The organism is Shewanella sp. SM69 (genome assembly GCF_025653985.1).
Classification (GTDB): Bacteria; Pseudomonadota; Gammaproteobacteria; order Enterobacterales; family Shewanellaceae; genus Shewanella; species Shewanella oncorhynchi.
Genome location: NZ_JAKKRV010000004.1, coordinates 59,725 through 74,549 on the forward strand (window position 1 = coordinate 59,725; position 14,825 = coordinate 74,549).

Sequence of the window (14,825 nt, forward strand, 5' to 3'; positions counted from 1 at the left end):
CAAACTTCGTTTGAATTAAGCGTTAAAGTCGTGGGGCTTCACCCCACACCCGACCAAGGAGGACTGCTCGTCCTATCCTCCTTGGATTCTCCAAGACGCCCCTAGCGAAGTTACATGCATTAGTGACTGGCTTCGTGCTTATTCGAAAATAGCTAACACTTCCGATGGGGCGTCCCTTCCCCCCGAAAGCTACGCAGACGTCCTGTCTGCGTCACGCTATTTTCTTCAACGCCCTTCAGCAACTTCGCAGGGGATCAGTGAACTTCTGTGTCATTTAGAGTTAACTTTCACATTCAAAATGCTACGAATGTCCTATCTTTTTAGTCAACCACGAAGTCAAATTTATTAGAGGTATGTAAATATAAGTATTTAATTGCCTGTGAAAAATTTCTTTGGTGCTAAACTAGTCATCACATCAACACCATATTTATTTGATAGCCTACCAATAAGTAATGGTTCGATATTACTCGAATGAGATAATAACCCTTTAAGTTGTAGTATTTCCTCATCAGAAAGCAATCTAAGTGTATATTTATGAACAAGAGATGATATATATCTTTTCTTCGCTCGGCCAACTGATAACAAATTATTGTTGGTTAAAGTCACACCTGTAATATGTCGATTAAACTTCTTAGATGAAAAGACTGTCTTTTCTGTGTTAACTCTAATTCTAGAACCATAAATTTTTTTTAGCGTACTTTTAACTAACTTAGGTATTTCGAATAGAACATCTTTACTATTGGTGCTAAATACTAGGTCATCAGCGTATCTTGTATAGGTTACCCCCAGATCCTTACACTCTTTTTCTATAACACTATCAAAGTCATACATAACGACATTAGAAATAAATGGTGAACTTGGAGCACCAATACTTAATCTTAAAGGACTATTTCGCCTTAACTTCCAGAATAACATCCCCGATATGAACTCGATATTGTCAGTATCGAGTTCTATACCTAAAGATAACATTTGTGCTAATAAAATATCTGGTGTTATAGATAAGAAAAAGTTTTTGAAATCCATCTTCAATAAATATTGATTATTTTTATGAACTAAAGCGTTTGATTTTATACCTTTTTGTTTTACATATGCACTAGCACTATCATGAATAGGTAGCTTATCCTCCATATGTATGACTAGCAATCGCTGTAAAAATTTAACTTCTTTTGATGGATGGGCAATTAATCTTCTTTCATCGCTATTTCTTTTAGCAATAGTATATATTTTGTATCGTCTAGGGGCAGTTGAAGAAAAACTTAACAATTCTTTTTCTGGCATCAACAAAGCTTCACTAATAATTTCAATAATATTCATTGAGCTTCCTCTAGAGCCTGTTTGATAGAGTAAATTTGTTTTAGAGCAAGTCTTCTCTTCTTAGATGACTCATTATCATCAAGAACAAACGATTTTCTTATTGCTATTTTAATAGAGCTTTCATCTCGTTTTGAGTTATCTTTTGCCCTTCCAAATCGTATTCTTCTGTCTTCATCATTGCATGTGTAGTAATAGTTAACATTGCTATATGTTGTAAATTTAACTAAATTAATTTTTTCCAATAGGAATAGCAATCGATGAATTATTTTTTCATTGATGTTAACATCAATAGAAGCCAAAGCTAATTCAATTTCAGTGATTTTTATAGGACTTGAAATTTGAACTATGTCATGTATAAGAAATGCAATGTGGGCAGAGTTTTTAATATCAAACTTTGATGTCTTGTTAGTGTTTTTCAGTTTATTTTTTATATCACCAGCGATTAAATCAATATGTTCATATTCTTGATGTTCATTATCTGGCCATGGATAAATTAAAACTGAGGATGGGTCTCTAACGATTAAGCTACTTAACGGACCTAAATAAATAAAAGAGTCCTTTGCCTCAACTTCTGATTGAGGGGCAATTACCAAAAGGCGTTTAACTAGAGAGCTGTTATTGCAAAGTAAACCAAGTTCGACCAAGGAGCCGGGACTTTCTAGACAAATGATAATCAAGGTTGATACTTTTGCGATGTCATCCTCAAATTCCATTAAATCTGAATATGCTCCATCTTTGAAGTAGTCTTTGAAGTCTTCAGCCATCACGCAAGATTTTGATAATAAGCGAGATTCTTGATCGTCATCGTTTAACTCAAAATACTGAATTATACGATCTCTCATGCTAGCCGGAAGTAGCTTACCCGTATTGTACTCACCGCCACAAACAAAGACTCTAGGTGGGTGATACATTACGTGAAAATTAGAGAAGTCGAAACGCCCAAATTCTTCGATAAGTGTATCATCATAGTTCATTTGTTAGCGTTGTTCCTTACATTAAAAAACGGCCATGATGGCCGTTTTTGTTTCTCTTTACCTAGAGGATGCGCTGAAGACTTCTCTAACGCTCCTGAGGAACGAAGGATCTTTAGAGAAGTGCTTTAGCGCAACCCTAAATACCTTCAATAAGTTAGTGTCTGGCTAATCGCCCGACAAGGATAAACTGTTTTGTGTTATCCCACGCGTAAAGAGTAACGGGATTGTATATCAGCTAAAAAGCCTATTCAATGTTTTAGCTTGAAGATGTGACACATCACATAAATCTGTCCATCCATTATAAAACAAGAACATAACGCACTTTCGGTTAGCATTCAAGTAACAATAAGTCACTTGGAGACTAAAAAGCTCGCGAGATTGAGTTCAAAAAAGGATTGGACGGGCACATTTTTATCCCCAGACAATCGACCAATAACACCCGTTCTGAAGGAATACACCCTCCCCTCGGAGTTGCCGCAGGACATTTGTGTTCGTTGCGTGAGCGAGGCATGGATGCCGAGATAGCGTCAGTCGAATCAGGGACGAGCGTCTGACGCGATAGCATTAGAACGCTAAATGCCCAAGGGGCTTTCAACTCCGTTGGGGGGCGGCAAGGGAGATCCAAGAGGGAATTGCTGTTGATCCCCTCTTGGTCGGGTGTGGGTTGAAGACCCACGACCTTGATTCACCTCGGCCGTTAGGCCGCATTAACTCAACTAACTCAACGCGAAACGGTTAACCCATAACACTCAGTAAAGTGCTACAAACACAGAGCAACAAGAAAATAAGTGCCAAAGCATATTCACGAATTTGCAGGAGGAGTTGGGTATCTAAGAAAGAGAAAAGACACATCGTCCTGATGCAAGTGACTCGAATCGCGGGTACGCGATTAAAGCTCATCCTTGTTAAAAACCTAAGATAGCGACATAGCGTACACTTGTCTATAACTTTAGCATTACAAATCAGGTAATTAAGCAAGTACTGATTTAACAATGTTGATATGAATGCATGTGACTAAACCAATCGCCATCAAATAACACTATCTCTTGATCTTGCAGTGACATGAAGTCTCGCGGTGTCAGGCGGTTTGGTTTTGGCAAGCGAGCCAATTTCGACATGCAAATAAGCCCCAATTGAGCGCATTGCTCAAGGGCTCAGCGCAAAGAGTACTGAACAAAATTCAGGCATAACGTAACTGAGTTGAATCACAGTGCGAACATCACTGCAGAAGCCTGATAACACGGGTTTTACACTCTGATTTACCTTGGTCAAAACTACAACGATTAACCGCCTAAATTTGCATTTTCGGCCCTACATGCTAACGTGGCTAATGTAAATTTACATTCAGTGTTTATCAAAGCTATGTCGCAACAATCAATAAAAAGTCGATCGACAACAAGCTTATATCGGGCGATACCATGCAGCGCGGCTGATATTACACGGAAGCACAACTGAGGTTGAGATATGGAACCATCTAATACGTCACGCCGGACCTTTATCAAGCAATGTGTGATTGGCGGGGTTGCCGTATACTCGGCCCCTTTGTTGTGGGAAATGAGTCGCGCGAATGCGGCGATTGTCTCACCTGAACTGGCAGCCCAATGGCAAACTCAGGTTAATGGTCAATCCAAACCTAAGTTTCGTAATGACGGCATAGCTAAGGTCACAGGCCAAAAAGTCTATGGCCGTGATTACCGCGCTATGGACATGGAGGGCTGGCCCAAGCAGCAAGGTTACGCTTTTATACTTCGCGCCGCCGATGCCTCCCATGTTTATCAAGGCTTTTCCCTCGACCATCTGCCAGCGTCGGCTAAGCCCTATAAAGTGATCACTGCGGCCGATCTGGCCCGTGATAAAATCAAGCTGCCCGATTTTTACGGTGACAATATGTTACTGGCCGAGGGGCAAACCGCCGACTACTTAGGTCATGCGGTGGCGATATTGTTGTTCGACAGTTTCCCCGCCTTTAAGCAAGCTAAGTCCTTACTGCAATTTGACCAAACCTTACTGCGCTTTGGTGAGCAAACGCCGTTTATGTCGGACTCGAAAGACCCTTACGCCAGTTGGCGCCTTATACGAGTGGAAGGTGAAAATGGCGCACGGGAAGATTTATATAGCCCGCTCCACGATGGGCTGTTTTTCCCTAGCGTAAAAGATCGCAAGCCAGAATGGTTAGGCAATCCTAATGCCAAAGGGACTGTGTCTGAGCGCGGGCTTTATTATGCGGGCGAGATAGATAAGCAAATTGCTAGCGCCCAAGCCAATCAACAATGGCAAGTGTTAGAGCGGGAATATCGCACCCAGATCATCGATCCTATGATGATGGAACCCGAAGCCTTTAACGGCTGGTATGATGCGGCTAGCCAAACCTTTCATACTGTGATTACCTCGCAGTCGCCGCAGGACTTTCAAGAGATGGCAGTGCACATGCTGTTATCTAGCCCACTGGCAGGCAAGGTAAAACATCTTGTGGTGCACTCGCCTTATATCGGCGGTGGATTTGGCGCGAAAGACCATTCGATATTTCCTTATTACGGCGTGATCGCGGCCGTTTATGCCAAAGGGCCAATCCGACTCGCCAATGACAGATTCGAACAATTCCAGTCTGGCCTTAAGCGTCATCCGTTCATCATGAAAAGCCGCTTAGCTGTGGATAAATCGACCTTAAAAATCCAAGCCTTAACTTCACAGATGACAGTCGATGGCGGCGGACGAGTCAACTTTACCCCGTCTGTGACCTCGGTTGGTGCGACAGCAATGCAAAGCATTTATTACACGCCGCGCAACGATATTATCGCCACCGCCTATGCGTCACGTAACCCAGATGCGGGTTCGATGCGCGGTTATGGCACGCTGCAATCGATGACGGCGATGGAATGCATGATCCACGAGATAGCCGATGAGCTAAAGGTTGATCCCTTTAAACTGCGCGCCGCCAACGTGATGGAGTCTGGCCAGCGCAATACTCAAGGCGCAATTCCTAACGGCACTTTACGTTACCGCGAAATGCTCGAGATGGCCGAGCAAGCTCCCGTGTGGCAAAACCGCGCGGTGAATAAAAAGGACTATGAGGCCAAACATCCGGGGATGCGTTACGGCGTCGGTTTTGGTATCGCCACTAAAGATTATGGTACGGGCGCAGCGGCGCCAAGTGCGGCGGTTCGCCTAGCTAAAGACGGTAAAATCACCCTAGAAATCGGCTTTATCGAAATGGGCACAGGCACGCAAACCTCCCAAGCTGTGGTGGTCAGCGATGCTCTAGGCAACTTTGCCGATGAGGTAAAACTCGCCGAAGTGGATATTTGGGATGCGATGCAATTAGTGCAAACCGATAATCCTTATATTATTTCGCAGCAACGCCAAGATGAAATGGCGGCTAATCCACGCTGGACGCCCGTTAAAGCTATGGCATCGTCGGCGTCTATGTCGGCCTATTACCAAAGCCATGTCACCCGCATCGCCGCCGATATTATCTATCGCCACGGCCTGTGGCCTGCGGCGGTATCAATTTGGAACGAGTTGTATTTTAACACCCCGATGGGCTCGACTAATTTGCATAACTCACGGGATGGTCGCTGGGTCGATGGCAAGTTAACCGCCTTGGGCTTTCCGCCATTGTCGATCGATATTCTCGCTAAACGCGCCCACGATATGGGTTTAGTGGTCGGCGTGATGGGCCATGCCTTTAATCGCTGGGCTTGGGCCGAAGCCGATTTCGACATTCTTGGCACTAAAGAGCGTTTAGCACTCGATGCGCTGGCGCTGCAATACGGCGAAGGGAACGCGACGTTTGCGGCAACTTCCGACACATCTATGAGTATCAAAGCGCGCCAAGCCAGCATGAAATCTAATGGCTATCACTTGATCGATCGTCAAGCCATGAGTTATCCCAAGGCTGAACTGAACAATGCCATGGTGACCTACTACGCCCCCTGCGCCACTTTGGTTGAAGTGGCCATAAACGAGGGCAATGGCGAAGTCACGCTACTGAGTTCTCATACTTGGTTAGAGGCGGGCAAAGTGATTGTTAAAGAATTAGTCGAAGGGCAAATTCAAGGTGGTCTTGCTATGGGAATAGGCCATGCACTGCATGAAGGCTTACCGCCATTTGAAGCAGGCGCCGGCAATGGTACGTGGAACCTCAATCGCTATCAGGTGCCGTTAGCGCGGCATGTGGGCGTGTGGGATCAACGTCATACCATATTGCCGCAGTTATCTGATAACGATCCTAGCCGTGGTATCGCCGAAGTGGTGATGATCCCTGTGGTCGCGGCGCTGATTGAAGCCGTGTATCAAGCAACCCATGTCCGCTTTTACGATTTACCCATGACAGCGAAAAAAATTAAGGAGGCCATGGCATGAGCCAGTCTATTAAACTGACCATTAATAACCAAGCCGTAGGCCCGATTGAAGTCGCCGATGGTGTGATGATGATTGAGTTTCTACATGAATACTTGAACCTCACAGGCACTAAGTTTGGTTGTGGCGCAGGCGTATGCCACGCCTGTACAGTGATCGTCGACGACGAGCAAGGCATGAGTGAAGTGGTGCGTACCTGCATCAATGGTGTTGAGCGTTTTAATGGTAAACGCGTCCGCACTGTCGAAGGTCATGCCAGACAAAACTCCCTTGGCGAAATCACCGCCCTGAGCCCAGTACAAGAGGCTTTTTTGGAACATTTCTCGTTTCAATGTGGCTGGTGTACCTCGGGCTTTGTCAACGAATCGACTGCACTGCTTGAGCGATTAGAGCGACAACCTATCGCTAAAGATCAAGTTGAAAAAGTCGTTGAAGATGCCTTGAGTGAACACGTATGCCGCTGTACTGGCTACGTAAAATACTATGCGGCGGTCAAAGATCTGATCCTCAAAACTAAGGGGCTAACCCTGTGATGACATCAGCCAATCTGCGCCATTTCTCGCGCTATTTCCCGCACATTAGTAGGATAAAAAATCTGTTGAGCCACAATCTACTCCTGAGTTTAGGGCTAGGTTTGCTCGCCTGTTCCAGCAGCATTGCCGATGAAGGCGGCAATACAAATAACGACATCGCACGCGGCGCGTATCTGATGAAGATAGGCGACTGTGTGGCCTGCCATACTGCAGTGGGCGGGCGCGAACTCGCGGGCGGTTTACCGTTCGAAACCCCCTTTGGCGCTGTGTACTCAACCAATATCACCTCAGATAAAGAAACTGGGATTGGCAAATACAGTTACGAGGAGTTTTTTGATGCCATGCACCACGGTGTTGGCGTTAACGGCAACCTCTATCCTGCTATGCCTTACACTTCCTACAGTTTGCTCACGGACGCAGACACTCAGGCGATTTATGCCTATTTGATGAGTACTAAACCCATCAAACAAGCCAATCGCGACAATGATGTTTACTTTCCGTTTAACCTGCGTTTTGGCTTAAAAGCCTGGAACTTAGTCGCCCACGATGCCAAGGAATTTACCCCGAGCAAGGAAAAAAGCGAACATTGGAACCGCGGCAATTACTTAGTCAATGCCCTAGGGCACTGCGGTGAATGCCACACCCCAAGAGACACTATGTTTGCCATGGAGCAGGACAAGCACTTTGAGGGCGCGATTATCGAAGGGCTTGAAGCATCGGACATTCGCCCCGCTGAGCTTAACAGGCAGAACTGGACCCATGAGGATCTTAAGTCGCTGTTTACCGAAGGCTACTCCCGTAAAGGCACTGTCTTTGGCGGCATGTATCCCGTGGTGTATCACAGCTTTAGCCACTTGACCGATGATGATATGCGCGCGGTGAGCAGTTATCTGCTCGATAACGACGATGATCTTAAACCGGATCCGCTCACCTTTAACGGCCATAAACCTGAACTGCCAGGCTATACGCTCTACAAAGGTTACTGCGCCGGTTGTCATGGCCAAAATGGTGAAGGTCGTCCTAACGTCGCCCCTGCGATGGCAGGAAACGCCACCTTAGATAAAGCGAGTCCTCATAATATCGTCGCCGTGATACTCAAAGGTATTCAGAGCCAGCATTACAACGCCACCACCAGCTTTTATGCCATGCCGGGATATGCTGATGAGTTAAGCGACGAGCAGATTAAAGACTTAGCCAATTACCTAAGACTCACCTGGAGCACACAAGCTGGTAATCTCGATGTGAAAACCATCCAAAGCTTAAAAGAAGTGATCCTCGAGCACGACTAACCCACATAGGTATGTGGAATATTTAAGATAAAAGCCGCATAGGTATGTGGGAGATTTAAGATAAAAGCCGACTCTAGAGTCGGCTTTTGCTTGAATGATATAGAGCGCGAGAATCGGTCACTCATCGACTTAATCAAAGTAAGCGGAATTAGAATAAGCGGGATCAGAGTAATCGGAGCTTCACTCCCACTTAGCCACGCAATCGAGTATCGAAGAAGGCTAAGCTGCGCGCCCAAGCGAGTTCGGCGGTGGCTTTATCGTATCTGCCAGTGGAGTCGTTATGAAAACCGTGATTCACATTCGGGTAAAGATAAGCAACATAATCGGCTTTGTTAGCTTTTAGCTGAGTTTCGTACTCGGCCCAAGTGTCGTTTACCCGCTGATCGAGCCCAGCAAATTGCAACATAAGTGGCCCCTTTACTCGGCTACGCAGTTCCGCAGCGGCTGGCGTGCCATAGAAAGGTACACCAGCATTAAGCTCATCGGGAATCGTGGCGGCCAGCATATTGACGATATAGCCGCCAAAGCAAAAACCTACGGCACCGAGTTTGCCATTGCTTTGAGGATGGGATTTTAAAAACTGCGCAGCGGCAATAAAGTCTTGCTCGATTTTGGCTCTGTCTAAACTGCTTTGCATAGCGCGGCCCGCATCATCATTACCCGGATAACCACCGAGGGAATAAAGTGCATCGGGGGCGAAGGCGATATAACCCTGCGCGGCTAATCGGCGAGCCACATCTTCGATATAGGGATTAAGGCCACGATTTTCGTGCACCACTAATACCACAGCGGCTTTTGTACTGAGATCTAAGGTTTTCGGCTCACCTGCGGCACTGCCCGCGAGCAATAACTCATCGGGCATGACTAAGTAGCCGCGCCCTTCACCGTAACCATTTGGCGAGGGAAACTTAACATAGCTGGCTTGAATACTGGGATCGTTAAAGGAGACTTGCTCGGCGAGGGCATAGTTCGGCAAGAGTGCGCCCGTGAGCATCGTCATGGTGAAACCTAGCGCCACCAGCCCTGCGAGCCGCCCCATAAACTCACGGCGATCGATAATGCCATGGGCATATTCGTCATACCAGTCAAAGGCTTCCTGCGGTATCGGTTGTACTTTCTGGGCATGTATCTGACTTGTTTCTGCTAAGGCTTGCTTGTCTTGTTGTATCATCGTTATTCCTCCATTGAACAAGCTAACCACAGGTAACACGTCTTCCCTAGCTTGTGGGTGTTAAGATTTAACTCAAGAGTAAAGTAAGAATCGCACTTAGGGCAACTGACTTTAACGTGTGCCGTTTGGTAAGTTTGTTTTGAAATAGCACACGATCGGCACAAACGGCTGTCGGTTAGGGCAAGGCTAGCTTAAAATAGCGATTTAGATTCTAGAGGGCCTAGCGTGATACAACATAGAGCTAGCCAGATGGTGATATTCCACACTCTGGTGACCAGTGGTAGTTTTACCCAAGCGGCGGCCAAGTTAAAAACCTCGACTTCCTATGTCAGCAAGCAGCTTGGCGCACTGGAAGCAGAGCTGAACTTGCTGTTAGTCCAGCGGACCACTCGCACCTTAGTGCTAACCGACGCGGGCCAACAGTTTGCCCATTACTGTGAGCAAGTGTTTGAAGCGACGCAAAATGCCGATGCGATTATGCTGGATGCCCGCGATGACATTAGCGGCACTATTCGCCTCGGTTCCTCCCAATCCTTTGGCACCTTACACATCATCCCCGCGCTGGAAGTGTTGCAGCAAAAATACCCCGAATTGCGATTTGAGCTAAGCCTGTTCGACCATAAAGCCGACATGCTAGAAGAAGGCCTAGATCTGTGGATCACTAACCATGAACAGTTGAACGAAGGTTATATCGCCCAGCACCTTGCCGAGACTAACTTTGTGGTGGTCGCCTCTCCCGATTATTTACTCAAGCACGGCGTGCCACACCATCCACAGGAATTAGCGCAACACAATTGCGTTATCTATCAAAGCAAAAGCCGTAATTATGATCGCTGGAGTTTTGCTAAGGATGACCTAGAACAAACTGTGCATGTAGCGGGAAATTACCGTGTTGACTTAGCCGAAGCCGTGCGCAATGCGGTGATTGCCGGGCGCGGCATAGGCTATGTGGCCACGTATTTACTCAGTGATGAGTTTCAAAGCGGAAAACTGATCCAGCTCTTACCCGATTGGAAACCACTGCAACAGATGCCCGTCTATGTGGTTTACCCGAGGCGGCGCCATTTACCGACTAAGTACAAGGTGATAATCGAGTGTTTAAAGTCCCATATCGGCCACCCGCCCTACTGGGATAAAAAGCTCAAACCTTGGTTAGGTAAGACTGTCACTTAAACTGCAGTCACTTAAGCTGCATTTCAAACCAGCACTGACTACGACACCAGCCTAAAGTCGTCTGTGGCGTGATTTCGATTATTGCCACAGGCACAAATATTATTTCCTCTGGGCAACAGTAGCCGAAATCTTTTTTATTATCCTGCATAAACAGCAAGTTAAACTGTTGCTATTTTCGACTGTTTTATCGTAACAGCCCAGTAACGCCCTCGACTTGCCCTTACTGCGACTCGGCCTACAATGCGCGGCTTCTTCCTTAACTCAAAAGAATAACCCCTTATGACCGCGATATTAGGCATGATTAGTATCTTGTTTTTTGCTTGGTTACTGTCAGTGAACCGCAAGAACATTCCCTACCGCACTGTGATTTTAGCCCTAGGCTTACAAATTATATTTGCCCTGTTAGTGCTCTACGTCCCTGCGGGTAAGGCCGTATTGCAGTCTGTTACGGCGGGCGTGTCGAGCGTGATAGCCTATGGTAACGAAGGGATTGGCTTCCTGTTTGGCGATCTCGCCACGGGTAAAGTCGGCTTCGTATTTGCAATCAATGTGTTAGGTATCATCATCTTTTTCTCGGCGCTGATTTCAGCCCTGTATCATATTGGTCTAATGCCTAAGGTGATCAACATTATTGGTGGTGGTCTGCAGCGTTTACTGGGCACGGGCCGCGCCGAGTCTTTATCTGCCACGGCAAACATCTTCGTCGGCATGATTGAAGCGCCGCTGGTAATTAAACCCTACTTAAAGCACATGAGCGATTCGCAATTCTTCGCGGTCATGAGCTGTGGTTTAGCCTCAGTCGCGGGCGGTACTTTAGTCGGATATGCCGCTTTAGGTGTCGATCTTAACTATTTGATCGCCGCCGCCTTTATGTCGGCACCCGCGGGTCTGTTGATGGCTAAAATCCTCATGCCGCCTAGCGACAATGACAAAAATTGTGCCGATGAAATCACCTCTGTCGAATTGCCTCGCGCCACCAATGTGGTTGAAGCCTTAGCCGATGGCGCTATGTCTGGCATGCGGATTTCTGTCGGGATAGGTGCCACTCTACTGGCCTTTGTCAGTGTTATCGCCCTACTGAATGGCATGTTAGGTGCTGTGGGTGAATGGTTCGGTTACCAATTAAGCTTCGAATTTTTACTCGGTTATCTGTTCGCCCCTATGGCGTGGCTGCTGGGTATTCCTTGGCATGAGGCCATTACTGCAGGCTCACTCATTGGCCAAAAAATCGTAGTGAATGAATTTGTAGCCTTCATCCAGTTAATGAAAGTCGAAGACCAACTGAGCGCCCATTCTCAGGCCGTTGTGACTTTTGCCCTGTGTGGTTTTGCGAACATTTCAACCATGGCGATTTTGATCGGTGGGCTGGGTAGCATGGTGCCAGAGCGCCGCGAATTTATCGCCCGTAATGGTTTTCGCGCCATTGCCGCTGGCGTATTCGCTAACCTCATGAGTGCGGCAATTGCCAGCGTGATCCTCTCGCTGTAATCCATCAGCTTGGGCTTTTTTAGGCACTCATCTCACCATTGAGTTAACCACTAAGTTAGCCACTCGCGCGCAGCAAAACCGCGATCAACACAAACCCAAATCAAGCAAGCTTGGTTTGGGTTTTCTTTTATGCCTCAGATATTTTTTGTGTATAATGTCGCCAGAAAAAGATTAATGAGTTTACATTTCAATAACATGCGTAGCCAAAGGAGTACGAATGGCCATAGTGAAATACAAGGCAGTTAACACCGCAATCGGTATAACAGCACTAGGCATAGCCTTAGTGCTCGCCGGCTGCGATAACTCAACGTCCCCCTCCAATTCAGTTAATACCAACATACCCACAGAGCGTGAATATCAGATTATCTCCACCATAAACCTCAATGATGGCTTTGAAACCCGCAAAGTGCTGCAAGCACGACTGCTGCTGGATTACCAATTACAGAATGCAGAGGGTAAGGCGACCAGCTTAACAACGCCGTTAACCCATAACGCCCGTTTTTTTATCCAACCTAATATGCTGCAAATTAGCGATTATAGCATGCCGATTCCGGTGAGTAATATCGACCCTAAAGGTAACTCTAATGAAATCTTTCAGTTGGTTAAAGATGGCTTTAATGTGGAATTTAACAATGGTGAAGTCCGCCAACTGACTCCCATTGCCAAGATGGATCAAAAAGATATCAAGGAATTATTTGACCACTGGGTGAATCTTAATAGCTTGTTTAAACAAGCTCCAACCTTGCCTGTAGCACTTGAGCCTAGGGTCGGTTATAGCATCAGCGCCCCCATGGATGCACGCCTAACTTGGACGGTTGAGCAAGTGACCGAAGATAAGTTATTTGCAGTAGTACAAGGTGAGAAAGACAACTTTAAGGCCTATGGAAAGTTCGAGCTTAACCGCAAAACCGGTTGGTTAGAGAGCATGGCGTTTTTTCAACAAGAAGTGCAGCAAGGCAGTACTCTCACCCGCCGCATCGCCATGGCGCCCAAGGATAGCCCTTATATTATGAGCATGCTTTGGCATGCCGACGCTAACTACGATGCCGAGCGTGATATAGATGATCTGCAAAAAGAGCTGTACTCCATCAGCGATGTTCCGCGGGAATATAAAGCCCATGATAAGGACTTTATAAAATCCTTATTACCTGATCAGCAAGGTATTCTTGATAATATTGGCCCATGGGGCGCTGACACGCCAGAAGTGCTCCAATTGCGCTTTGTGCATAATATGAGCCCGCGATATGTGGTTGCTAATGTGAATTATGAAGACTTAGCCGCCTTTGATGCCAGCGGAAATCCGATAGACATTCACTTCTGGCAGCACAGCAGAGGTGTGGCGATGAATTTCAACCGCTCGATTGAGTCTTCGGTGGATCTTATCGCCACAGGCTGGGACAACACCGCCAATAAACTCAAACAGATAGACCATATCACCGCCAAGCTGACCCTTATCCCCGAAAGCAATAAGATAGTCGAAAAGTCGTGGGATGAACTGGTCGCGAATCCTTACGCCTTCGGCGATGCGAGCCTCACCATTCAGGTGCTCGACGCCGAGGCAAAGCTATTTAAAGTCGTAACAAAGCAGAGTAACACTCAAAACATTAACCTTCCTTTTCAGCAATTTAAAGGAAAGATGGCCGAAGCCCGTCGCGATGGTGATTATCCCCAATGGTTAACAGTGACGGATAAGGAACTACTGGGGGAATTAATCGGTGTCGATGATCCTCATCACCTTAGCACCCGCGCCCTGTTACTTAAGCTAGATGAAATCCCTAAAACCGTTGTAATCGTAGAGAACCAGCCACAGCCGGAGTTAAGCCAAACCAAGAACATCCGCTTTGTGACCTTTACCGACTACAACCAAAATCTGGCCAATCCCCTAAGCGAGTTTGGCAATTCGAGCCTCGATAGCTTCATCTATCAGGATCTTGAGCCATCAAACGCCGAAATCAGTGCGATCCAAGGGATAAAACCTGAGACTGAAAATGGCCATAATCTGTATATTCCTATGTCAGCCGCATTAGCGAGTGCCTGTAAACCTGAAATAGAACAAGGTTTTAAAGAGGGGAAACACGAAGTCACTTGGCTGTTTGAGCATAATGCCCCAAACGGACCAGCCTATACCCTGATGACGCCCGACCGCGAGCGGCAGTTTTTCTACGATAAACACATCCAAGGAAAAATCCATTGCCAAGGTGATATCAGTTGGCAACCCTTAGAGCAGGCAGCTAACCCACGTCCTTGGTTAATCGATTTACAAGCTTGGCTAACAAAAACCGGTTATGGTGACGAGCCGAGTAAAGATCTTAAGAACTACTTTAAAGTCGAGGATGCCCAAGGCAAATCCCTAACGATTCGACTGCCCGAAACCACCGAACTGCGGATTAAAGAGGCGCTGGTCGATGGCCGCTATTTGAGTGTGGAGGGCCCTGCAGCGAAGGTGAGTTATATGACGCTCTCTCAAAACCCCGTCGACATCCCCTATGAATTCACCTTTAAGCCTTTGCCATAAGGAGCGGTT

At 46.6% G+C, this 14,825-nt stretch carries 9 protein-coding genes; 6 read left to right on the forward strand and 3 right to left on the reverse strand.

Annotated features, from left to right (window positions below):
• Positions 1 to 369: 369 nt before the first annotated feature.
• A complete protein-coding gene (locus L5M37_RS07730; protein ID WP_263200009.1) occupies positions 370 to 1,314 on the reverse strand; it encodes a retron St85 family RNA-directed DNA polymerase in 945 nt (314 codons plus the stop codon).
• Positions 1,311 to 2,288 (reverse strand): retron St85 family effector protein, encoded by a 978-nt coding sequence (locus tag L5M37_RS07735; RefSeq protein WP_263200011.1) that lies wholly within the window; start codon positions 2,286 to 2,288, stop codon positions 1,311 to 1,313. The genes L5M37_RS07730 and L5M37_RS07735 overlap by 4 nt, the downstream gene beginning before the upstream one ends.
• A gap of 1,464 nt (positions 2,289 to 3,752) precedes the next feature.
• On the opposite strand from L5M37_RS07735, the gene L5M37_RS07740 reads away from it, so the two are divergent.
• Genes L5M37_RS07740 through L5M37_RS07750 form a run of 3 tightly spaced genes read left to right on the forward strand, consistent with a single transcriptional unit; the run spans position 3,753 to position 8,469 of the window.
• The gene (locus tag L5M37_RS07740; protein ID WP_263200012.1) at positions 3,753 to 6,650 is read left to right on the forward strand and encodes a xanthine dehydrogenase family protein molybdopterin-binding subunit; all 2,898 of its coding nucleotides are present in this window, start codon (positions 3,753 to 3,755) and stop codon (positions 6,648 to 6,650) included.
• Positions 6,647 to 7,180 (forward strand): (2Fe-2S)-binding protein, encoded by a 534-nt coding sequence (locus tag L5M37_RS07745; protein WP_006082848.1) that lies wholly within the window; start codon positions 6,647 to 6,649, stop codon positions 7,178 to 7,180. The genes L5M37_RS07740 and L5M37_RS07745 overlap by 4 nt, the downstream gene beginning before the upstream one ends.
• Complete coding sequence (locus L5M37_RS07750; RefSeq protein WP_263200013.1) at positions 7,180 to 8,469, forward strand: cytochrome c; 1,290 nt, start codon at positions 7,180 to 7,182, stop codon at positions 8,467 to 8,469. The genes L5M37_RS07745 and L5M37_RS07750 overlap by 1 nt, the downstream gene beginning before the upstream one ends.
• Before the next feature lie 190 nt (positions 8,470 to 8,659).
• Here L5M37_RS07750 and L5M37_RS07755 read toward each other — a convergent pair whose 3' ends face one another.
• Positions 8,660 to 9,640 carry a dienelactone hydrolase family protein gene (locus L5M37_RS07755; protein WP_263200015.1) on the reverse strand — a complete coding sequence of 327 codons (981 nt, stop codon included), beginning with the start codon at positions 9,638 to 9,640 and terminating at the stop codon, positions 8,660 to 8,662.
• A 225-nt stretch (positions 9,641 to 9,865) separates the two neighbouring features.
• On the opposite strand from L5M37_RS07755, the gene L5M37_RS07760 reads away from it, so the two are divergent.
• The 3 genes from L5M37_RS07760 (at position 9,866) to L5M37_RS07770 (ending at position 14,816) form a co-directional block, all read left to right on the forward strand.
• Positions 9,866 to 10,813: a LysR family transcriptional regulator gene (locus L5M37_RS07760; protein WP_263200016.1), complete on the forward strand. Its 948-nt coding sequence runs from the start codon at positions 9,866 to 9,868 to the stop codon at positions 10,811 to 10,813.
• A 279-nt stretch (positions 10,814 to 11,092) separates the two neighbouring features.
• Positions 11,093 to 12,301: a NupC/NupG family nucleoside CNT transporter gene (locus L5M37_RS07765; RefSeq protein WP_263200017.1), complete on the forward strand. Its 1,209-nt coding sequence runs from the start codon at positions 11,093 to 11,095 to the stop codon at positions 12,299 to 12,301.
• Between the two features lie 217 nt (positions 12,302 to 12,518).
• Positions 12,519 to 14,816 (forward strand): hypothetical protein, encoded by a 2,298-nt coding sequence (locus L5M37_RS07770; protein WP_263200018.1) that lies wholly within the window; start codon positions 12,519 to 12,521, stop codon positions 14,814 to 14,816.
• Positions 14,817 to 14,825: the final 9 nt, after the last annotated feature.

Bases quoted from the DNA above. Each gene is read 5' to 3' on its own strand.
- L5M37_RS07730 (WP_263200009.1), bottom strand. From the start codon at position 1,314: ATGAATATTATTGAAATTATTAGTGAAGCTTTGTTGATGCCAGAAAAA.
- L5M37_RS07735 (WP_263200011.1), bottom strand. From the start codon at position 2,288: ATGAACTATGATGATACACTTATCGAAGAATTTGGGCGTTTCGACTTC.
- L5M37_RS07740 (WP_263200012.1), top strand. From the start codon at position 3,753: ATGGAACCATCTAATACGTCACGCCGGACCTTTATCAAGCAATGTGTG.
- L5M37_RS07745 (WP_006082848.1), top strand. From the start codon at position 6,647: ATGAGCCAGTCTATTAAACTGACCATTAATAACCAAGCCGTAGGCCCG.
- L5M37_RS07750 (WP_263200013.1), top strand. From the start codon at position 7,180: ATGACATCAGCCAATCTGCGCCATTTCTCGCGCTATTTCCCGCACATT.
- L5M37_RS07755 (WP_263200015.1), bottom strand. From the start codon at position 9,640: ATGATACAACAAGACAAGCAAGCCTTAGCAGAAACAAGTCAGATACAT.
- L5M37_RS07765 (WP_263200017.1), top strand. From the start codon at position 11,093: ATGACCGCGATATTAGGCATGATTAGTATCTTGTTTTTTGCTTGGTTA.
- L5M37_RS07770 (WP_263200018.1), top strand. From the start codon at position 12,519: ATGGCCATAGTGAAATACAAGGCAGTTAACACCGCAATCGGTATAACA.